Source organism: Psychrobacillus sp. FSL K6-1415 (assembly GCF_038003185.1).
Taxonomy (GTDB): domain Bacteria; phylum Bacillota; class Bacilli; order Bacillales_A; family Planococcaceae; genus Psychrobacillus; species Psychrobacillus psychrodurans.
Window position 1 is genome coordinate 2,061,395 of sequence record NZ_JBBOOQ010000001.1, and the last position, 22,738, is coordinate 2,084,132.

A 22,738-nucleotide genomic window follows, 5' to 3' on the forward strand; every position below is an offset into this window, starting at 1 on the left:
ACTAATAGTCTACCGAAAACAATAGACTTATTAATGTTCGCTCTCCTCTTTTTTTAAACGATTAAGCAGGGGTCTTTTTAAGTATTCTCATTTTTCTTTTCTTGAAGAAATTAATTTTCATGGTAGTTTAAGTAGAAGACTTCACAAACTTAGCAAAACACTCTATTAAATAGACGTTTATATTATTCGTAACATTTGCGAAATACTTTCCACTCACAATTTAGTTATCAAATTTTCCTAAAGGAAACAAAATAGATTTTGTAAGCCATAAACTCATTTCTATGACTGTTTCCTTCATACCATTTTCTAACCAATAAAGAATAATTCCAACTGCCCCATTTGCCATATAGGTTGCTTCCAAAATACTGTCCCTAAAATGAAGAATCTGTTTAATAATCTCTTTCGTAAAACGGCCACGAAATTCACTTTCAGTTAACATTTTTTTGTAAAGAGACGATTGTTTCTGTATATGTTCAAACATGGTAACGTGTGATTTAATCGGTATATTTGATTTTTTGAACTCATTTATAGCTGATTCATAGGAATATTCCGTCAGTTTCATTGATTCTTTCAGCTCATTCAATATATCATTTTGGAATTGTGTCAATATATCCTGCTTATCAAGAAAATGAAGGTAAAACGTTGAACGATTGACCTCAGCTTTCCTAACAATTTCACGAACTGTAATAGCAGAATGCCCCTCTAAAGTAATCAAATTTGCCAATGCGTCCATAAGTAACCTGCGGGTACGAGCCACACGAGGGTCAACTACACTTTTCAACTGACATTCCTCCAAGAACTATCATTATTTTTTCGACACTATACTCATAAATGTACACTATACAACATTCCTTCTAATTTTGATGATTGAGGAAAACGCTTTCATATAATAGAATAATTTAAAGACACACCGTTGTCTACTTTAGTAAATAAATGTTAATACTGAGGAGGAAATAGATATGGGATTATTAGATGGTAAAGTAGCTATTATTACTGGCGGTGCAAAAGTTATCTTTACAGATATTTTAGAAAACGAAGGTCAAGCACTTGCACAGGAATTAGGTAATTCTGTACGTTTTATTAAGCATGATGTGACAAATGAAGATGACTGGAAAGATGTTGTGCAAGCTTCGATTGAAGCTTTTGGTAATATAAATATATTGGTAAACAATGCTGGTATTGATGTACCTGGGGTTAATCTTGAGGGAGCCGATTTTAGTACTTATCAAAAAGTCATTGCTGTGAATCAACACTCTGTATTTTTAGGTATGCGCGCTGTCGTTGAATCTATGAAAAAAGCTGGGGGCGGCTCCATTATAAACATTTCTTCACTAGCAGGTATGGTTGGAGCTTATAAAAAAGTGGCTTATACAGCTTCAAAATTTGCAGTTCGTGGAATGACTAAAGCTGCCGCATTAGAACTTGGTGATTATAATATCCGAGTAAATTCTGTGCATCCTGGTTTTATCGTAACTGATATGACTAGAAATTTAGTTTCACCTGAGCTGGAGCAAACTTTACCAATTCGTAGAGCAGGTAAAATCGAAGAGGTAACACATCTTGTTACCTATTTAGCTTCCGACCAATCGTCCTACTCAAGTGGTTCAGAATTCGTAGTTGATGGTGGCCTAGGCGCACAATAATGAATAGAAAAACACTGTCGATAACTGACAGTGTTTTTTTACTGATTTAATTATATTCTTAAACAATTATCCCTCCATTGGAGATAAACTCCGTCCATTTTGGTTTTATATATTTTTTTTGGGGTGAATGAATATAAGATAAAGTACTAGAATCCTTCAATTTGGCCCGATTCTTGAACACAAGTTAAACAACGCTCTTCAACTAACCTGCTTCGTTAGTTTAAGTGAAACATTTCACAAACTCCTCTAACAAATGGTTTCTGACTACCTATTTATAGGTCTTACTACAATCATTTTTTTGTATTTTGATCTATTAGTATAATAAATTCAACAAAACAAACGTTAATCCCTTCCTTCCAGAGTCCCTAAAACAAAATTAAGTATACCCTTGCCATTATGGCAAAGATATACTTAAAGTCGCAAAAGAATTAACTATAAAGTTTTCTAAAATAAAGCCACTATAGCAGTGCCACACTTAATTTTACGGGCTTTAAATATACTTAAAACATTTGAGAGCACAAGTTTTAAAAAACTCACTTTACTTTCTAAAGCATAAGATTGTCAACCAAATAATAAAGCATAAAGATGTAATCTGACATCTTTATGCTTTAAGCACATAATATGGCATCTTCTTGAAATTTCGGATATGTGGAGGTGGCGGGAGTCAATCAACAGCCTCTTAATTAAGTGTTGAAATCCACCGAAAGTAGTTAAATTGGAGGAGAGAATAAGACTAAAGTGAAGTCATATTCCTACTTCCCTCATTTTAACTGTAACTTCGTTGATTCTATCTTCTATATCCTTCCCGTTAAATTTCTCTAGCTTCAATTCGCTCACAATTTTTCCATCATGCATAAACATAATACGATCTGATCGAGCAGCCACTTTTGCGTCATGTGTTACAAGCATAAGCGCAGTTCCCTCCATGTTGATTTCTGAAAATATGTCCATGATCTCCTCCGAAGATTTAGAGTTGAGCGCGCCAGTAGGTTCGTCACCGAAGATGATTTTGGGGTTATTCATTAGCGCTCGGCAAATTCCTGCTCGCTGAAGCTGACCTCCCGAAACCTGTGTTATATCCCGCTTTTCAAAATCTCCAATACCTACTCTTCGCATAAGCTTTCGTGCTTTCTCAGCTATTTTCGGTGCATTTTTCCTGTTATTTCGCATTGATGGTAGAACAATGTTATCAATTATATTTAGATACTTCAGCATCGTTGGCTGTTGAAATATAAATCCCATTTTTATTCTACGTATTTCTGATAGCTCTTTCTCCCCTATCTCCGTTAGATCCATACCATCAAAAATGACTCTACCGTTAGTGAGGCTATCCATTCCACTTAAAGCAAACATCAGTGTAGATTTTCCCGATCCCGAAGGTCCCATAATTGCAACAAATTCACCCTCATTTATTTCAACAGACACTCCGTCAAGAACATTTCGCTGATCATCTTTCACGCCAAAAGATTTCACAATGTGATCTCCGATAATAATCTTTTTCATATGTCTACTCCTTTATATTGTCAGAAATATTTATTTGCCCAGCATCTGATGTGCCTAACTTTGTAGCGAAAAGCACCGCGACTAACATCATCAATGGACTAAGAAAATATGCTGTTAGTGGATTAACTGTAAAACTAAAAGTTGCTGCTCCAAACGAAGCGATAAGTGCGCTAGCAAGTTCTTCTCCTAAAGTGTTCGCGAGAAGAGTACCCAGAATAATTCCGACAATGAGAACGAAAACAGAACGAGAAGCATACTGTGTCCTAATATCTGAGTTTGTAAAACCGAGTGCTTTCATGATGGCAATCGAATATCTCTCCTTAGCAATAAGCATTTTCATAAACAACAGTGTAACTATTACGGTAATAATCAGCGCAACAACAATTGCAGCAAAGGATGCCTTTTGAACTGAACTTATTGTCGAGCCTAGAGTCTGAGAAACAAATTCATCGATATCGGATATCTTTGCAAAATCGAATTTGTCCGAATATCCTAAAACCTTGCTATCGACAAGAGATTTATCCGAAAACTCAACACAAATGATAGTCCACATGACACTCGTCGTATTGTCGGAGAATAATGCCTTTGCGGTTTTGCCGCCATTGGTGACATCTGAATATATTCCGCTTACTCTAAGATCCTTCCCCCTCCCTTCAATCACCAGCTTCATAACATCTCCAACCTCTTTTCCCAGTTCATCTGCGTTTATCGATGAAAGAGAGATTTCGTTTTCTGCTGCAGGGGCTCTGCCAACAGAATATGCTATAGGAAATGCCGAATGGTCACCAAGTTCAACCTTAATGTTTTCCTCAGATCCGTTACTCGTTTTTACTTTGAATGTCTTTGTTGTCATAACAACATATTTTGAAATGGCACTATCGCTGTCTATTGTCTTGACAATATCTTTGATTTTGTCAGCTGTATTGGTCTGTATACGTAAATCGTAGTTGCCGATTCCCATGTATTGGATGAAGCTTTTCTCAGAAATTGTGTTGAACAGGTTTTGCGGTACAATAATTATAAATGTTGATACCACTAGTACCATAAGCATTGTGGCGTAAAGTCTTTTTCTTGTAAAGACATCCTTGATTCCAAGAAAAATATTAGTACTATACAGTCTGTTTCTAACTAAGGAGAAACGCTTAGCTACAACTTTTTTTTCCTGAGAAGTACCAAAGCGAATAGCCTCCGCAACGGAGATTTTCCTAAAACGTTTGAGCACTCCATTTACATAAGCAACAATTGCAAGAAATACAATCAGTATTCCAATGATTCCTAAAACTATTGCAAAAGAAGAATTTTCACTTTTGCCCATAAAAAGCCTTAAATTTTCAAGAAGAATTCCTTGAAACATAAGCGAAATAATAAAACCAAGAATACTACCTGTCGCGGCAATAGCTGCATATTTAGCAAGATAAATCTTCTTGATGTCCGAAAGATGAATCCCTATTGCTTTCATAACACCAATTTCACGGTAATCATCTTCAATTTTTGCTAGAAGCGTAAAACGTATGCTCATAAAAGCGATGGTAACGACAAGTGCACTTACAAGAAGGATAACTGCAATCATCATCCCGTCAGAAATCGCGTTCAACGTTTTGAAAAGCGTATAGGTAAGCGTTGGGCCATTCGCTTCAAGTCCTGCTGAAGTATAAGCTGCTTCAAATTCACCTATCGCCGAGTAATCCTTTAACCTAAACTCAATAAGATACTCGATACTTCCAAGGTCTTTAATTTCTGCGAAGTCATTGGTGCTTATCAAAAATCGTTTTGATGAAGAGAGCGATGAATTCATAGTGGAGTCACGGAGAAATCCCGCTACGACAAATTCCTTCCCGCTTATGATTGCATGGTCACCTATCTTTGTAGTGTTATCCCTCATATAAGATATTGGAACATAAATCTCACCGTCGGAAACATGGATGATGTTACCGCTAAGATCTAGTAGATAATCGAATTGTTCGTTTTGTACACTCAAGCCGTTATCCTGAATACTATTAGCAAGCGAATTATTGCCCAATATGATTTGGGCACTGTCTATGTTAAGAAATTCAACCACCTGATAATTATTGATATTGCTATTTTGCTTAGCAAAGGACTCAAGCCGCACAGTATCAATTTCACCAGAATGCATCTGCATAAAATGAGGAGTTTTAGCATTTTTCATAAGTGTATCTAACGAGCCAGAAAGATTAAAGACGAGTATTGCCGCTAGCGAAACAAGCATAGCAGCTGCACCAACAAATATCATTGTAGTCAACGTTATCAATTTGCTTTTTAAAATGTCATTCCATATTATTCTGTTATACATAAGTCACCTCCATATTCGTTTTACTTTCATACAACAAATTTAACAGATAATTAAAAATTATTAGTACATCTCAAGACCGAATTCTTATGCACCTTAGGATTGAAATTTAAGCGTCTGGAAAATGTGGATCTATAAAATTAAGGAACATAAATTGAAAAAGCCTAACTTCTCGGCATTGAGAAATTAGGCTTTATTTACTTTGTGATAACTTAAATTCCGGAATATCGTAATATTTAACAAAAGTATTATCCAAGTTTAAATTCGTAGTCGTATTTATTTCTAATAAATCATTAAGCGTAGGAATGGAGTCCTGCAATAACTAAGTTTACAAAAACTTGGTTGAAGACAATAATACCAAATCCTCCAATGGCCATCCATGCACTTTTCTCTCCAATCCAGTTTTTACCGAATCGCAGATGTAGGAATGTAGCGTAGAAAAGGAACGTTATCAAAGCCCAAACTTCTTTGGGATCCCATCCCCAAAATCTTCCCCAAGCAATATGTGCCCAAATCATCGCAAAAATTAATCCTCCTAGAGCGAATAAAGGAAATCCAATAACAACAGCTCGATACGTAATCTCATCCATCAAGTCAATATTTACTTTATTTGTGAGTGGTTTTAAAAGTGAGATAATTCTTTTGCGTGTAACAAGACGTATTATTAAATAGAGTACAGTTCCTACAAAGAATGACCATAGAATTGTATTTAGTTTTTTTGCATTTACCCAAAGTGGAACGTCAGTAAGTCCTTCCTGTTCTGTTATTATATTTGATGGAGCAACTATTATAGGCAAATTGTATTCTAATGTTTCTTGAATTGAGTTAGTATCCTCAAATGTAATTGTTTTAGTGTAATCCGTAAAACTAAATATACCTGTAATTATTATAAAACCAAAGACTGTAACTAAAAAATACATAACTAATTCTAAAAAGAATGCTCGTATACTTTTTTCATTTAGAGCAATTACTTTTAAAAGATAAATTATACCGGTAACAAAAGAAATAGATAATACCGCGCTTGAAAAGGCTACAGTTAGCACATGAATCGTTAACCATTCACTTTGTAATGCTGGTATTAATGGTGTTACGTCACTCGAAAATGTATTTGCAAAGCCTAAAGTTAATAGTACGACTGGGAGAGTAAAAAGACCGATAATAGATTGGCGGTACATATAGAACAAAATGAGGAAACTTGCAATAAGCATTATGCCGAAGAAAGTCATAAATTCATATAAATTACTTACCGGAGCATGGCCAATTACATACCACCTGGAAATAAAGTAGAAAATCTGAAATATAAAACCTAACGATGTTAAGCTTATTCCAGTATAAACAAAAGATTTTGTTTTTGACTTAATAGATAGTCCAAAAGGAAGGATAGCGATTAAATATAATATAAAAGATATATATAAAGCAGTGCTACTTAGATTCATTAGAGTTGTAGAAGCCATTAGAACCCCTCTCTTTCCTTTAATAAATATATTTTGAGTATAACACTTTTACCTGAAAAATGGTGAGTTTGGATAAATATGTTTGATTTTCATAGATAAAAACAATTCACTTGAAGTATAAGTATTAAGCATATGGCAATATCGGACTTAGTCTTAGTTTTGTCGCCTGCTCAAATGCATATGCTAGTTTAATTAATTTTCCTTCGCTAAATGCAGTACCTGCAAATGTGATGCCAAAAGGTCTTCCATTTTTCATATATCCAGCAGGCAGAGCAATAGATGGGTATCCTGCTTTTGCACAAATTGTTGATCCTATATAAGACGGAAAAAGAATGGCGTCGAGGTCATATTTTTTCAAAGTAAGATCGATTCCCTGTTCCTGTGAATAATATATATCTTCCAATTTTGCTAATAAATATTCTGGACTTCTTAGTGTATTAGAGAGAGGTTCTCTTTGTTCTAATTTATTCTGTCCATATTTAAGTGCTTTATCTTTTATACCTTTATTGAATTCAATTAACTCAGTAATTGAGTGAACAGGTAGACTAGGTGGTAGCTGTGAAAGGAAATTATTTAAACTATGTTTCATCTCATATAGAGTTACTCCCCACTTCCAATTTCTATGAAATGATGGAATATCAATATCTTTAAATATTTCAGCTCCTTGGTCACGAATCGAATCTATAACATTATTAAATAATTCATCATCGTACTCATCTGAGTTAAGAAAATCACTAGTTGCGTTATTAAATACACCTATCTTAGCTCCTCTAAGACCATTGGAGTCTAGATAAATAGAATAGTCCTGTTCGACTCTACCTTCACTTTTATATGTTGCAGAATCAAACCTATCCATACCAGATAGAGCCGTAAGTAAAATCGTAGCATCCCTAACGGTCCTTGCAAATGGGCCTGCTGTGTCCTGAGAGTATGTAAAAGGAATAATTCCTCTTCGACTAATTAAGCCTACTGTTGGTTTAATACCTATAACTGAGTTTTGAACTGCCGGACTAAGAATGGAAGCATCTGTCTCTGTACCAACGGATAAAACAGTGAAATTTGCAGCAACAGCGACTGCAGACCCAGAGCTAGAACCGCCAACAAAAAGGTCTGAATCTCCATAAGGATTTAATACCTGTCCACCTCTTGAACTGTAACCTGCCCACATTTTACTTGACATACCGTTAGCTAGCTCCGTCATATTAGTTTTACCTAAAATGACTGCTCCTGCTTCACGAAGCTTTTCAACAAGAAATGCATCTTTGCTTGCAGTATAATTCTCTAAAGCAAGAGTACCTGCACTCGTATGCATTGAGTCACATGTTTCAATATTATCTTTTAACAATATAGGAATTCCGTGCAATGGTCCTCGAATACCTTTTATTTTTCTTTCATGATCCATTGCTTCAGCTATGAAAATAGCATCTGGGTTTATCTCAAGTACTGAGTTTATGTTTGGTTCATCTTGGTCATACTTTGCGATTCTATATAGGTAATACATAACCAATTCTTTTGATGTTAGGTCCCCTTTTTCCATTGCATCTTGTATATCACTAATCGTTAATTCTTCTTTGCAAAACTTATTAAAAATAATAGTCACTAATAATTCCTCCTATAATAAAGTTTTCTTATAATTAAAAAACGAAATATTAAGATATTAATAAACATAATTATTCCTCAATTAACATGTTCTGTTAAAACATACTTAACAACATTTTAACAGAAGACCGTCTCCTGAATAACATAAAAACTCATTCGCAATTAATGCAAATGAGTTTTATCACTAGCTATAAATTTTTGTCCCAATTTAATTATTTTGCTCAAGGTATTGGTAAATTGCCATCATTTCCTTTTTGTTTAACTCGCGAATACGCTTGAAAATTAAAAGATCTGTAACAGATTTAAGACTTGTACTTTCATTAACAACATCACTAACTTTTCCGGTAAGCCAAGTCTTAACTGATACTCCTTCCACAACTTCCTCTAGTCCCTCAACATTGATACCAGTAGCATTACAACTTACACAAGGTATCGTTAATTTATGCACGCCGTCATGTAGATTATCTTCAGCTATGACTTTCTTTCCTTTACAGAATGGACATGGATGACTTTTCTTTATCTTATTAGTTTGGGTAACAAGTTTTTTGTATCCGAATGCTTCGTATACATAAGTTAGTTTTTTGTATTTTCCATTAGTGAAATACTTATCAATGATAGTTTCTCTAGTTTCATTAATATTGTCAAAATCACAGATGGTTACCTTATTATTGTTACTAATAGATTCAATATTGTCCTTAATGCTGTTCCAGAATGGTAATACATTTTGTAGTACAATTTCATAACCAGCAAAGCTTGCAAGTTCTAATTCAAGCATTTTAAGGGATACTTGTGTTTCTCTAGGCAACATTGAGACATCTTCTGTCAAAATCATTTCGCTTCCAACAATAGCTTTTAATTTTACTAGTTCAGGTAGTTCTCCTACTGTTTTTATAACTTTGTTAAGCGGTTGTTTAATAATCTCTCTAATGTCCACATCGCCAAATTTGAGCTGTTTATGATGTTTAAGTATAGAGCCTTTGCAGATAGGACAAGTAATCATTTCTTTAGATGCTTTCATATGCTCTTTTATAATCGATTTCGAAATGAACATATACATCCCAATTATGTTATTAAAGCCTTGCCATGTTCTTTGTGTCTTGCCTGCTTTATCATAAAATGACTTGTCCCAGTATCCGTACAAAAATGTATGCTTTTCTTGTTCTGACATGTCATTATAACTTTTACTTATATCATGACCAAGTTCATTTTTTATCTCTCCAAATAAAAACTCTAATTTTGGGTATTGGTAGTATTTTAATACTTCCATTACATCAGGATGCAATTGGCCCTCCCAGAATGGCACTGTTTTATCCTGAATAACCACATCAAAATCAAATTCTTCTATTGCCCCGCGTCCCGAGCAACTCGGGCAATGATTGTCTTGATAATAAAAATCGAAACTTCTCGTATCTTTATTGGTGGGATGTGATGCTACTATATGGTTGATCAGTCCCCCAATTTCATAAAGGAAACTATATTGGCTATATAAATGACGTTCTAGATCAATGGCGATGACCGGTGCAATTTTATCAGATTCGTACTCACCGTATATCAAACGTGCCATTGAGGATAGGCTTTTTAATATTCCTCCCTTATAGACGTTTTCAGCATCTTTAAAATAAGCGATTTGATTTTCGTTTAAGTAGTTAATCCCAGTTTGTTGATGGACCTTAGAAGCAATGTGTAATGAATCAATGCTATCTTCATTGTTTTGCTTAAGATAGTATTCATCATTACTCTCAACAGCAAGATGTTCTACAGGTGAATGCTGTCTTTTACCAAAATCCACGATAAAATCTGAGTTATCAAGCATGTACGAGTTATGTTCTATCATTATGATAGAAACAGACTCGTCATCAAGGATGATCCTAACGCTATCAATGAATTGATTTAATATATTCTGTGATAATCCTTTTGAAGGCTCGTCAAATATGAAAAGCGTATGTGGGTTTCTTGTATTGGCAAACAGCTCAGAAACTAAATGAACACATTGAAATTCACCATTCGATAAGGACTGTGTTTTTCTTTCCAACGTCAAATAACCAAGACCAAGCTTGATCAATAAGCTCAATCTTTTATGAACGATATCTTCATTTGGCAGTTCATCAATAATATCTTCAATCGAGCGCAGAAAAATATCATCGATATCTTCACTATATTTTGTAAGTTTTCTTTTTATATCAAGAAAAGTCGCAACTGTTGACCGACTTGTAATTGATTGGTTTCGATTTTGCCCCACCATTACAAGTTTATCTTTTGGATATCGCTTTACAAAATCTTTGGCTATACATTCATTAACCAGTGTAGATTTACCACACCCTGACTCTCCCGTAAAAGTAACAATTCGATTTTGTGGAATTTGGATTTCAGCCATTTGTATATTACGACTATATAGATCGTGAAAATGATAGAATTTTGTTGGCATTTCTTCATTTCGTTCACGAGTGATTGGCTCAGGACGCGGAGATTCTTGAACAATTTTTCCGCCGTATTTTCCACTCCCAGGTCCAAAGTACAACTGCTCATCGGTTGTGTCGAGCACTGTATCTGAGTGATCAATAAGCCAAATTTGATTTTTATAACCCAATTGTTTAATCTGTTCTAAAATTTTCAATAGTGTTTGTTGGTCAAGCCCTACGGAGATTTCATCTATAATTATGACGGTATTTTCACTTGCTGCCATAAATTCTGCTAAGTAAAGACGTGTTAATTCCCCGCCTGACAATGTGCCCATTATACGATTTAATGTCAAGTAACCAATGTTCATATTAATAATATTCTTAAGAATATGTTGTTTCGCTTCACTAATTTGTAAATCTTTAGATAATGCAAGAATCGTTTCGATACTTAAGTTGTTAATGTCTGAAATATTGTGGGGTTGATCCAATAATACTATTCTTTTTTGAAGAATTTCTGAATTGTAGCGCATACCATCACACTTTTTACATACAATGTTTTTGGTAGTACCACGTCCTTTACATGCGGTACACCAGCCTAATTCATTATTAAATGAAAAAACTTCTGGAGATACATTAAATTGCTCAGCAAGAGTATCTCGAATCTCTTTAAACACACCAGTATGAGTGCCAATGGTAGAACGTGGATTGGATGAAATGGATGACTTTCCGAGAAAAAGGACCAAAGGCATTTCTTCCATCTTGATGGCACTAAAATTGGTTTCCATAATAGTAGGGAATAAATACTGATATTCAGCCTTTGGTAATAATGAAACGAGACGTTTCTTGGATTCCTCCCCAATTGTTTGGCAAAAAGTTGTTTTACCAGAACCAGATAAACCAGCAATTCCTAATGATTTATCTACTGGTAGTAGTGAATTTAAGTTATTGATATTGTTTGCAATCAATTGTTTTATTTTCATATTATGATATCCTATCCATTCTTTCTATTTAGTATTGTTATGTTAGTGGAGTTTGAAACTAAAGCGCTACTTGCCAGACATATTGACTATTCGATAAAATTTGATTCATTATTCTGAAATTATTCTATAGCAAATTGTTTATATCAATTGTTCTAATAAGTATACCACTGATATTCGATATTTATTTCATTTACTTTCTTTATAAAACCTCTAACTGCACCTTTTCCTTTAATTGTATTTAATAATGCTTATAATATTAATTCGCTCCCACTTTTACGTTGATCAGACAATGTTAAAAATAACTCAAATACTCTATTTTATATTTTTGCTTACTTGAATCAATTTCATAAAGAATACTATATAGTTAAATCCGAACAAGCTGATTTCCGGTCTAGGGGGACGCTTTCCGCGGGCACGGCTTCTATCTCCTCGTCACTACGTACCCGCGGGGCTTTCAGCTCGCGCTGTTCCCGGTGGAGTCGCCGCTACCACTCCAATCAACGGAGTCACTTTAATAAAACGAATAATATATATCGATATTAAGTAAACATTCGTATTTTTAAATGAAACTAGTAATTATGAAATTGACTCACTCAATTTCAATTTAGCATGCAGATAAAATTCTCTACATAAAAAGCCCAATTTCTCTATCCTACAAAGGAGAAATTGGACTTTTACTTTGATAAAGCATTTGAATATAATAACTCGTAGTTTTCTAATTTAACTAGTGACTATTGGATAAGGCACATGTACTTTTTTGTTCTTAATACTATCTTTATAATCACTTAGTCTTCCTTCATAAATCAATTGAAAATTTGCGGAATGTGGCAAGTCATAAGGCTCCACCAGTGAAAGGTCTATTTCAAAACCAATGATTTGACTTTCCTTAAGAACTGATGCAACAAACTGGGAGCAGAAGAATGCATTCTTCCTATTTATTGGTTTATTAAACATTACACCAAATAATCCTATAAAATTATAGCGATAATATTCCCTTTTGGCAGATATTTCTTGGATATATTGATACATCTTTTGATATTCATCATTCGTTATAGTTAAGGAATAGATGGCACAGTATGCTTGATTAAATAATACAGAATGAATATCTTCTCTAACGAATCCTCCGATAAAAGGATTTTTAGCTGTTTTTCTACCAAAACTATATGTCTCGATCAATTCATCATCAAAAGTTATGGAAGCATGGTTATAGGGTTTTTTAGTATAGGTTTTAATTATCCTTGTTAAAATAGTACCTGTATCAGTTAAAAGGAGATAAACCGTTTTTTCTCTGATCATAATCCACACCTTAAATCTCTTTAGATAATAATTTTAGCCACTGAATTATTCCTGGTTATCTTCCTCATTTCTGTATTCTAACAGATCACCAGGTTGGCATTCTAAAGCCTTGCATATTGCCTCTAATGTGGATAATCGCAACGCTTTTGCCTTTCCATTTTTTAAGATTGAAAGATTGGCCATCGTTATTCCAACTCTTTCTGAAAGTTCCGTTACACTCATTTTTCGCTTAGCGAGCATCACGTCAATATTGATTATAATTGCCATATTATTCACCTCAGCTCAGACTATTAAATCATTTTCTTCTTTTATATCTATAGCTTCTTTCAAAAGTCTTTGAAGAACAGCCGCAAATACAGCTATCACCAAGGAAGCAAAAATAGGGATCATTCCGACTATTATTAACCCAGGGGCATCATCTACTTCCGCCATGATAGCTACAAATGGTAGAGCAACTACATATAAGCCACTAATGATGATTGCATATGTTTTAATTTTCTTCAGAGTTCTGACTGATAACTCTGAGAAAGCTTGGTTCTTGTCAATAAAGCTTAAAAGTTTAAAAGATTGATATAAAGCTAAGTAAAATGGGATTGCCGAAATGTACATTACCGTTAAAAGTCCGTATACGACATAAGCTAATTTTGATCCCTTCTCTATTGCTTCATGTGCTTCACCAGCTATTTGAGGCAATAAAAAAATACACATAGCAAGAACGGGGATTCCCATAAGAATAACAGCTAACTTTAAGAAAATTGTTGATCCTCGTTTCATAAAAAGTACCTCCTACATTTAATATAATTTTTATAATAACAAAAAATTTATCGTTTATCAATATATTATTATTGGTTTTCGTTATTTTTTTATTGCAGTTAACGTATGCAGAGGAATTGTGTAAATAAACATTATATAAAAGAACAAAAAACGCTTGAGGTATTTTTTAGATGCCTCAAGCGTTTGGTTTTTTATATTAGCGTTATTCAATAAATCCAGAAATATTAAAAGTTAATGACAAAAGTATAGATTAACCCATTAAAGCCTATTCTATAAAGAAAGTAAACAAATGGAAGGAGACTAATATTCAGGATGAAATTTAAACTACCTTTCAATAAGAAGCAAATGCCAATAATAGTAGAAGAATCTATTGTAGATGGAAAAATGATTACTCCTTCAAAGGATGGTTTTATTCAGCAGATAAAAGATGCTACTAACAATCCATTTGATTTAATCATTAAATCAATTCCACCCAATATTACTATTATTTATATAGATAATTTAGTTAAAGACCAGACCTTAAACGAGCATATCATATCCAATTTACAGAATAAACATAATGAAACACCGGAAACTATTAAAGGTGCTCTCTCCATACCTGAAGTTGATATATATGGTCAACTAGAGAAAACGATTGAATCAATTATTCATGGATCTGTCCTTATACATCTGGATGGTTACCCTCAAGCAGTAATAGCAAATATCACCACAAGAGAATCTCGTAGTTTGGCAGCACCTGAAAATGAATCACAAGTAATAGGTGCTCAGGTAGGATTTAATGAAAGCCTTTCTACCAATATTTCCTTAATCCGTCGCTATATTGCGAGTTCTGACCTTTGTAATGAAAAATTTACAATTGGAAAGCGCACAAATACATCAGTTGCGTTATTGTACATGAATGGTATTGCTAACGATCAAATGATAAATTCGTTGAAGCAAAGAATCACAAGTCTCGAATTAGATGCATTAATCGACAGTGCTGTTCTATCAGAGATGATTGATGATAACTCATTGTCGGTTTTTCCACAAATGCTATTGACTGAAAGACCTGATAGGTTTTGCGACGGTCTCTTAAATGGCAAAATAGGTCTCATTGTGGACGGTAGCTCTATGGCTATCATATGTCCTCAGTCGTTTGTTGAATTCTTTCAAAGTCAAGAGGATCAAAACCTGAGATGGCATATTGCTACTTTTGCTCGGTTATTAAGATTCACTGCCATTCTTTTATCAGTATTTTTGACACCGATATATGTAGGAGCACTGACCTTTCATTATGAAGTAATCCCGCAAGCCTTCCTGGTTCCACTTAGTGAATCGAGAGCATTAGTTCCATTTCCACCTGTGTTTGAAGCATTACTTCTTGAATTTATTATTGAATTACTTAGAGAAGCTGGAGCGAGATTACCAACAAAAATTGGACAAACTATTGGGATTGTTGGCGGTATCGTAATTGGGACAGCAGCTGTCCAAGCAGGAATTACAAGCAATATACTACTCATTTTTGTCGCTTTAAGCGCATTAGCATCATTTACAACACCAAGTTATATGATGGGCAATGTTATCAGACTCATTCGTTTCCCAATTATTATACTAGCAGGGTTTTGGGGATTTTATGGTATTATGCTTGCTTTTTGTTTTATACTCATTCATCTTTTGCGTCAATCTAGTATGGGTGCGCCATATTTATCCCCTTTTTATCCGCCAAGGCTGAAAGATATGCGAAATAGTATTATAAGAATGCCTATACCGTTCACTGTCAAAAGACCGGCTCTTACAAGACCGACAAATGAAGAAAAATTTGATCCCCAACCTATAAAGCCTGAAAAAAGTTGAACTGTAGGTGACATGAGTGAAGAATCCAATACGACTTAGTTCTAAAGATATGATTAATGCATATTTACTTTTTTTTGTGATTCATAGTGCTCAAGTTGGAGTAGGGATACAGGGGTTCCAACGTATTATATATCAAGATGCAAAGCACGATGCATGGATTTCAGTTTTACTTGCAGGTCTTGCAACCCACATCGTTGCTTTTTGCATGATTAAGACACTAGAGGTTTACGGTTCCAATGACCTTTATGGAATTCAACAAGATATTTTTGGAATTTGGATTGGGAATTTTTTAAATGCCCTTTATGTAGTTTATTGTTTTATCGCATTTTTCTCCGTTTTACGAAATTACATTGAAGTTATCCAAGCATGGATTTTTCCAAACTTAGGTACTTGGTTTCTCTCAGCTACCTTATTACTTATTATTATTTATGCGTTTACAGGTGGACTTCGGGTAGTGGTCGGCGTTTCTTTTTTTAGTGTTATACTCGCACTTTGGATTTTTCCAATGTTAATATTTCCTATGAAGTTTTCTTCATCGGAAGCACTATTTCCTATTTTGGAGACAAACTTAAGCTCTATATTTAAAGGAGCACAATCTATGACTTTTACGATTATTGGCTTTGAAATCTTAAATGTGATTTATCCTTTCATCAAAGAAAAGAAAAAAGTCAAAAAGTATGTGCATTTAGGTTTGTTAGCTACGACCATTATTTATCTTTCCGTCATGATGGTATCGATTACCTATTATAGTGAAGGAAAGTTACTTAAAACAATATGGGCGACATTGACATTGTTTAGTTTTATCAGTTTTCCATTTATGGAGCGATTTGAGTTTGTTGCGGTTTGTTTTTGGATGTTGATCATTTTACCTAATCTTTGTCTTTATCTTTGGGCTGCTTATCGGGGGACAATACGATTAGTTAAAATAAGCGGAACTAAATTCGTTTGGATATTCTCTTTACTTATTTTCATTGGTACATTAATAGTTCAGACTCGCACACAGATAAATTCAATTAACACTCATTTTGGACAAATTGCTTTCTTTATCGTATTTGTTTATCCTATTTTCTTATTCATGATTACTATGTTGAAGAAAAAAATCACATCAAGGAAGGGACAAAAAGATGAAAAAGTATAATTACTGTCTCATGCTTCTTTTTTTATCTAGTCTTTTATCGGGATGTGCTGAGACAAATATTCTTGATAAAATAGGGTTGACGACTTTAGTTGGCTATGATTTGGGCTCCGAAGATAAAATGGAAATTACTGCAGTTATTCGCGAAGTGAATCCTGAATTTCAAAGTAATGTGGAAATAATTACAACAGAAAATGACACTAGTAAGGGTAATCGGATGAAAGCTAATCGACAACTATCTAAAAAAATTACGGTTGGTCAAATGAGGGTCATTTTGTTCGGTGAAAAGTTGGCTAAAGAAAACCTCCATTACTATATTGATTTAAACTTAGAAAATGCAAATGTAAGTAATGGTCTATATATGGCTGTGGTAGAAGATGAAACGGCACCATTACTCAATTATGAATATAAAAATATTGATGATATTGGGCAACATATATTTAGGCTATTAGAACAAAACATAAGTCAGGAATATATGATCTCTCCTACTCTGCATGAAACGGCACACGATTTTTATTCCATCGGTAGGGATATTGCTATGCCAATTATAAAAAGAAACGAAGAACATATTGAAATGAGTGGGATTGCTCTATTCAAAGGTGGCACAATGGTAAGTTCACTTCCAGTAAAGGATAGTTTTTATGTAAAGCTGGTAAGAGATAGTTTTAAGTCAGGATTTTTTGAGACTAAGTTAAAGGAAGATCAAATCCCCCCCGGTTTACTGAAAAACCCTTCGAGCGAAATTTCAATTGTATTTGATGCCATTCGCTCAAAAAGAGAATTGAAATTAAAAGATGCTTCCACTTCCACGCCTGAATTTGACCTAAATCTAAAGTTAAAAGCAAGAGTATTAGAAATATATCCAGATGTAAATCTTGGTGATCCTGAACGTGTAACGAAACTAGAAAAAGCAATCAGTAAAAACCTATCAAATGAAATATCCAGGGTTATTTCTCATGCTCAGGAAGTAGAATCTGATATTTTTGGCTTTGGAGAAAATTATAGAAGCAAAGTGAGAAATTCTGAACTGACAAAGGAAAAATGGCATGAAATGTATAAAAATATGAAAGTAAATGTCGATATAGATTTTGTCATATTAAGAAACGGAGTTTTTGAGTAATGTTAATTGACCTCAAATTCTTTATATACTCATACTTAAGTTAATCCATTATTTAAATCTTGACCTGTCATAACAGACAAAAAATTGTAGAAGAACATTTCATAATGAATATCGAATGCTATACGATGTTTTTTTTCACCATTATTATTTGTATACGGCCGAGTATCAGCAATACTTTGTCCTCTAGTTGGTCCATCCAAGTCATCAACAATTACAACAGGATAAGACACAAACATGAACATTTCAGGATGAATTGCTGCCATTAGTGTTAGGGCATCATGGACGGGACCTCCTTGAATGGACGGGTCTCGTTCTTTATAAAAACCTGTATAATAATCCATTAATGGTTTGAAAATTTTAGTTTTCCCGAATTGTTCTATATACGCAACCATCTCAGGTGTCACAATTGCCTTTTGAGTTGCATTTAATGGAATAATTGTAACGTTATTAGCATACGTCAAGACGATATTCACAGCAACAGGATCCCCATGAAAGTTTGCTTCTGCAACGGTTGTAACATTTCCAGGAATCCAAAAAGCTCCACCCATAATATAAAACTCTTTTACGTTTGTCATAAGATCCCTGTATAGTATGAACATCGTCGCAAGTGAAGTAAGGCGACCAATGTTTACAATAATTAGTTCATCCTTATAATTTTCAATTAGATTCACTATTTCTAAAAAGTTTTCTATTTTTAAACTGTGATCATCATTCGGAATAATTGGTCCTAGTCCACGCTCCCCGTGTATTTCTGGATAGAAAGTGGGCTGTTCACCTGTTAAAGGTACTTCTGCTCCCCGAATAACAGGGATACCTTGTGGAAAGTCAAATAATTTCATCAAATAATAGATATTGGAAACTGCATCTTCTCTAGATACATTACCATAATCAGCAACTATACCAACAATCTCGATTTTTTTAGTTAAACTTGCGTAAATTAAAGCAACTGTATCATCGATACCAATATCTCCGAATAGTAGTACTTTTTTTACCAAGTAAAGCCCCTCCTTGTAACATTCCCAATCCCAATTTCCTTATAGTATGTTTAATTGGACTAATAAGACACTTCTGCCTTTACTTTTTTTCTCCACTTACGAATCTGTATTCCAAAAGGGATTTAATTCTACAATACTTTATTCATCTAGAAATGGTTTAGGATAAAATAAATCCTCTTTTTGGTGGTTTTCTTGTACTCTGCCAACCTATAAAATGAATAAATTATACTTTTCCACCTATTCCCCATCCATATATTTGAGTCAATTCATAATTACATGTTTTATTTAAAAATACGAATGTTTACTAAATATCGCAATATACTATTCTTCTTTTTAAAAGTGATCCCGTTGATTGCAGTGGCAGGCGGCGATTCCAGCGGGAACAGCGCGATGAGTAACCGCAGTTGCATATGTTTTCATAGTGGCGAGGAGATTGAAGCCGTGCCCGCGGAAAGCGTCCTCCTAGAGCGGAAATCTGCGTTGTTCGGATTTAACTATATATTATTCTTTATGAAATTGATCCATTTCTATAGATGTTTCAAAACCTCTTCAATATACTTCAGGAATCTTATCTCGTTATTTTTTCGGAAATTAGGAAGATGCCCTTCGCAGCATTGAATAAGTGAATTTACTAGTATAGTAGAGAAATATTTAAAGTTAGGGGGTGAAATATTGGAATTGTCACAACTTAAAGGAAAATATGATGCAATATTTAGTTTAGGGGATCTTTGTTTAACTTCTATCCAATTAAAAAAACACAATTTAAGACCTTACTCTGGTGTATTTGACTGGGTAGCTAGTCCAAATCTGTCAAATGTTAGTGGACTAATAGAGAATCGTTTTTTGAGTTTTCTAGATTATAAAAACTTGAGGGTAATTGGGTATGCCGATAACAACATCTGTGTATCAGATGATAGATATAACATTGTGTCAAATCATGATTTTAGTATCGATAAAAATACACTTGAAAATTTAAGCTCATACCCCGAAGTCATGGAGAAATATGATAGAAGAATTCAACGATTTCTTAAGAAAATGAAATCTGCGAAAAGAATATTGTTTGTTCGTACGGAAGGAACCTTAGCAGAAGCAGCACACCTTCAAGATATATTGTCTAAGTTAGTTAAACACGATTTTAGCATCTTGTTAATCAATCATAGCACTGTGTCAGGGTTAGTCGAAAAATCAAGTCCACTTGAAAAAGTATGTATTTTAGAATTTCCTAATATTGATATATGGGAAGAGAATCATGCTTTGTGGGAAGAAGCATTAAGTGGAGTCCGCCTTAAAAGACGTTTTTTATCTGGTTTTTGGTAAAAAAATTATACTAAAGGAGGAAAAGATGTTTATCAATTAACATATCTTGGTCGTTTTGATTACCCTAAGGAAATTCCAATTTTTCAATGTTAATGTTGAAAAATTGGAATTTTTCGTTCTTCTGCGATTACACTTTTATAGTAATTACTGAGAGGATAAAATAGCTTCTCGACGAAAAAATAGAATTGTACCCCGCTATTCTTTATTTAACAACATACTTTTAAATTGTTTACTTTATTTGAATAACAATTTTTCCTTTAGCATGATGACTTTCACTTAGGGCATGGGCTTCCTTAATACCTTCTTCTGAAAAAGGGAATTTATGCCCAATAATTACTCTTAATTTATTTTGTCCCAACAGGTTAGCGATTTTTTCTAACTGTTGTCCATTGGGAACAAGCCAAACATTTCCCGATTTAATATTCATCTGTTTAGCTTTTTCTTGATTAGGTTCAGAAACAATAGAAGCTAACTTACCACCTTCTTTTAAAACAGTAAAGCTTTTTTCTTGGTTTTCTCCTCCAAGTGAATCAAGTACAAAATCAAATTCTGAAAGAACTTTTTCAAAGTCTTGTTTTTTATAGTCAATGACTTCATCGGCTCCGAGTGATTTTAAAAACTCAACATTATGTGTTCCAGCTGTAGCTGCAACATATGCACCAACACTTTTTGCTAGTTGGATGGCAAACGTTCCGACCCCTCCCGCTCCTGCATGAATAAGAACTTTATCCCCTTTTTGGATGTTTCCAAAGTCAAATAAGCATTGCCAAGCAGTTAAGCCAGCAAGAGGAACACAGGCTGCTTCTTCAAAACTTATATTATCTGGAATTTTAGCAAGTAAATGAGTGTCAACTATTGTATATTCCGCATATGTTCCTCTGTTAGTCGTTTCGGGACGAGCAAAAACCCTATCCCCAACTTTAAAGTCTTGAACATGTTCCCCAACTTCCTCAACCATGCCAGCAACATCCCATCCTAAAATAATAGGAAATTCAAATGGCATCATTGCCTTTAGATATCCTTCACGAAGTTTCCAGTCAATAGGATTAATAGAGGTAGCGTGTAGTTTCACGATCACTTGTTTTTCTTTAGGAGTTGGTTTTGGAATATCTATTTCTTTTAATTGTTCTTTTCCACCATATTGCTTTATAGCTATTGCCTTCATTTAAGTCTCTCCTCATCTTTTTGGGGGTTATCATTCACTCTATCTTTTAATGAACAGGAACAGTGCGTCATTTGGTTTGCCTGAAAAATTATAGGTAAATACACATGTTCACCTTCCTAACTTCTCATTACATTAAACCTCTTAGTACAGGCGGAGCTTATTTTTTTATAAGTACATTGTAACCTCTATTTTTCTTCCGTTTAGTAAATTGAAATATGTCTATAGAACTTCTTCTATTATGTACAAATCCAAACCTTTTAATCATACCTATAACTCTGTTATCGAAGAAATGAATGACATAAAACTAGAAAAAATTATTAAATTCAATTCCTTCACATGCACTGCCAACTTAATCATCCAAGATAGTAAGGTATATAAAAAAACGTTTAGATGTGGTTGCATCTAAACGGCAAAAGATCAGTTTCATTCAGGGGGCATCGGCAGTTTGGTAAAAGTCATTCATTTGATAGTTAACTCATAGGTCGATTACTTTTACATGTCATCTGAAAATTCACTGTAATAAGCGTAATGTTTGGCGTTGAAATACTAATCGTATTTACTCAGTCAGAAGTAGCACCCCCTTCCTGTCTACTTTTCAAGGTCAGAAATAGAAGAAGAGTGCACCCCACATTAGATTACTAATCTTTATATCAACTATTATACTAAACGTACATCTGGGTATAAGTTCAAATCCATGCTTTTATACACCGACTTTAGAACTTCTACGCTCAAGTAATTCCACATCGCGCCAAACTCCGTTTAATTTCCCAATTTGTTTTCTAATACCTACAGTTTCAAAACCAAATTTCCTATGTAAGTTTATACTAGCAATATTTTCTGGGAAAATCATTGCTTGAATTGTCCATATTTCGTTTTGCTCACTGGAGTCAATTATATGTTCAAGCAAAAGACTACCAATTCCCATTCCAGCAGCATTTGAAGCAATATATATACTTACTTCTACTGCTCCTAAAAAAGCTCGCATACTGGAAATTGGAGTTAATGCAACCCATCCCACTACTTCCCCATTCATTTTAGCGACAAATCTGCTATTAGTTAAGTGATCCTCATCCCATTCTTCCCAGGTTGGGGCTTCTGTTCTAAATGTAGCGTTGCCGGTTCTAATACCTTCGATGAAAATTTCTCTTACATAATCCCAATCAGAATGTAGCATTTCAGTTATCACAATGTCTTTGTTCATCCATATTCCCCATTTT

General features: G+C 34.2%; 17 protein-coding genes. 5 read left to right on the forward strand and 12 right to left on the reverse strand.

All coding sequences use genetic code 11. The features are described from left to right. Nucleotides 1-220 precede the first annotated feature (220 nt). A complete protein-coding gene (locus MKY60_RS09645) occupies nt 221-781 on the reverse strand; it encodes a TetR/AcrR family transcriptional regulator (protein WP_340879649.1) in 561 nt (186 codons plus the stop codon). A 178-nt stretch (nt 782-959) separates the two neighbouring features. On the opposite strand from MKY60_RS09645, the gene MKY60_RS09650 reads away from it, so the two are divergent. After that, a complete protein-coding gene (locus tag MKY60_RS09650) occupies nt 960-1,643 on the forward strand; it encodes an SDR family oxidoreductase (RefSeq protein ID WP_340929633.1) in 684 nt (227 codons plus the stop codon). Between the two features lie 744 nt (nt 1,644-2,387). Here MKY60_RS09650 and MKY60_RS09655 read toward each other — a convergent pair. The 8 genes from MKY60_RS09655 to MKY60_RS09690 all read right to left on the reverse strand — a co-directional run bounded on the left by MKY60_RS09655 (nt 2,388) and on the right by MKY60_RS09690 (nt 13,956). Continuing rightward, the gene (locus tag MKY60_RS09655; protein WP_340879651.1) at nt 2,388-3,146 is read right to left on the reverse strand and encodes an ABC transporter ATP-binding protein; all 759 of its coding nucleotides are present in this window, start codon (nt 3,144-3,146) and stop codon (nt 2,388-2,390) included. Nucleotides 3,147-3,150: 4 nt separating this feature from the next. Further along, nucleotides 3,151-5,457 (reverse strand): ABC transporter permease, encoded by a 2,307-nt coding sequence (locus MKY60_RS09660; RefSeq protein ID WP_340929634.1) that lies wholly within the window; start codon nt 5,455-5,457, stop codon nt 3,151-3,153. Nucleotides 5,458-5,747: 290 nt separating this feature from the next. Next, entirely contained in the window at nt 5,748-6,908 is a 1,161-nt protein-coding gene (gene ccsB / locus MKY60_RS09665) for a c-type cytochrome biogenesis protein CcsB (protein WP_340929635.1), read from the reverse strand. Between the two features lie 124 nt (nt 6,909-7,032). Beyond that, on the reverse strand, nt 7,033-8,508 hold the full coding sequence (locus MKY60_RS09670) for an amidase family protein (RefSeq protein ID WP_340929636.1): 1,476 nt from the start codon (nt 8,506-8,508) through the stop codon (nt 7,033-7,035). Between the two features lie 207 nt (nt 8,509-8,715). Continuing rightward, nucleotides 8,716-11,886, reverse strand: coding sequence for an ATP-binding cassette domain-containing protein (locus MKY60_RS09675; protein ID WP_340929638.1), 3,171 nt, complete (start codon nt 11,884-11,886; stop codon nt 8,716-8,718). Between the two features lie 720 nt (nt 11,887-12,606). Next, nucleotides 12,607-13,182, reverse strand: a complete 576-nt coding sequence (locus MKY60_RS09680; RefSeq protein WP_340880842.1) for a hypothetical protein — start codon at nt 13,180-13,182, stop codon at nt 12,607-12,609. A 45-nt stretch (nt 13,183-13,227) separates the two neighbouring features. Continuing rightward, entirely contained in the window at nt 13,228-13,449 is a 222-nt protein-coding gene (locus tag MKY60_RS09685) for a helix-turn-helix domain-containing protein (protein ID WP_093495745.1), read from the reverse strand. 15 nt (nt 13,450-13,464) lie between these two features. Beyond that, a complete protein-coding gene (locus MKY60_RS09690) occupies nt 13,465-13,956 on the reverse strand; it encodes a DUF2975 domain-containing protein (protein ID WP_340879657.1) in 492 nt (163 codons plus the stop codon). A 312-nt stretch (nt 13,957-14,268) separates the two neighbouring features. Here MKY60_RS09690 and MKY60_RS09695 point away from each other — a divergent pair, with 312 nt between their 5' ends. Genes MKY60_RS09695 through MKY60_RS09705 form a run of 3 tightly spaced genes read left to right on the forward strand, consistent with a single transcriptional unit; the run spans nt 14,269 to nt 18,044 of the window. Further along, complete coding sequence (locus tag MKY60_RS09695) at nt 14,269-15,789, forward strand: spore germination protein (RefSeq protein ID WP_340879658.1); 1,521 nt, start codon at nt 14,269-14,271, stop codon at nt 15,787-15,789. 16 nt (nt 15,790-15,805) lie between these two features. Continuing rightward, the gene (locus MKY60_RS09700) at nt 15,806-16,927 is read left to right on the forward strand and encodes a GerAB/ArcD/ProY family transporter (RefSeq protein WP_340929639.1); all 1,122 of its coding nucleotides are present in this window, start codon (nt 15,806-15,808) and stop codon (nt 16,925-16,927) included. Further along, the gene (locus tag MKY60_RS09705; protein WP_340929640.1) at nt 16,914-18,044 is read left to right on the forward strand and encodes a Ger(x)C family spore germination protein; all 1,131 of its coding nucleotides are present in this window, start codon (nt 16,914-16,916) and stop codon (nt 18,042-18,044) included. Before MKY60_RS09700 ends, MKY60_RS09705 begins: the two co-directional genes overlap by 14 nt. 35 nt (nt 18,045-18,079) lie before the next feature. On the opposite strand, the gene MKY60_RS09710 is transcribed toward MKY60_RS09705, so the two are convergent. Next, on the reverse strand, nt 18,080-19,039 hold the full coding sequence (locus MKY60_RS09710; protein ID WP_340929642.1) for a nucleoside hydrolase: 960 nt from the start codon (nt 19,037-19,039) through the stop codon (nt 18,080-18,082). Between the two features lie 672 nt (nt 19,040-19,711). Between MKY60_RS09710 and MKY60_RS09715 the strand changes: the two genes are divergently transcribed. Next, nucleotides 19,712-20,356: a DUF1796 family putative cysteine peptidase gene (locus tag MKY60_RS09715; RefSeq protein WP_340929644.1), complete on the forward strand. Its 645-nt coding sequence runs from the start codon at nt 19,712-19,714 to the stop codon at nt 20,354-20,356. Between the two features lie 229 nt (nt 20,357-20,585). Here the strand turns inward: MKY60_RS09715 and MKY60_RS09720 are convergent, their stop codons facing one another. Together MKY60_RS09720 and MKY60_RS09725 are read right to left on the reverse strand one after the other, a co-directional pair. Then, the gene (locus MKY60_RS09720; protein WP_340879663.1) at nt 20,586-21,521 is read right to left on the reverse strand and encodes an NADP-dependent oxidoreductase; all 936 of its coding nucleotides are present in this window, start codon (nt 21,519-21,521) and stop codon (nt 20,586-20,588) included. Between the two features lie 700 nt (nt 21,522-22,221). Further along, nucleotides 22,222-22,722 (reverse strand): GNAT family N-acetyltransferase, encoded by a 501-nt coding sequence (locus tag MKY60_RS09725; RefSeq protein WP_340929647.1) that lies wholly within the window; start codon nt 22,720-22,722, stop codon nt 22,222-22,224. Between the last annotated feature and the right edge of the window lie 16 nt (nt 22,723-22,738).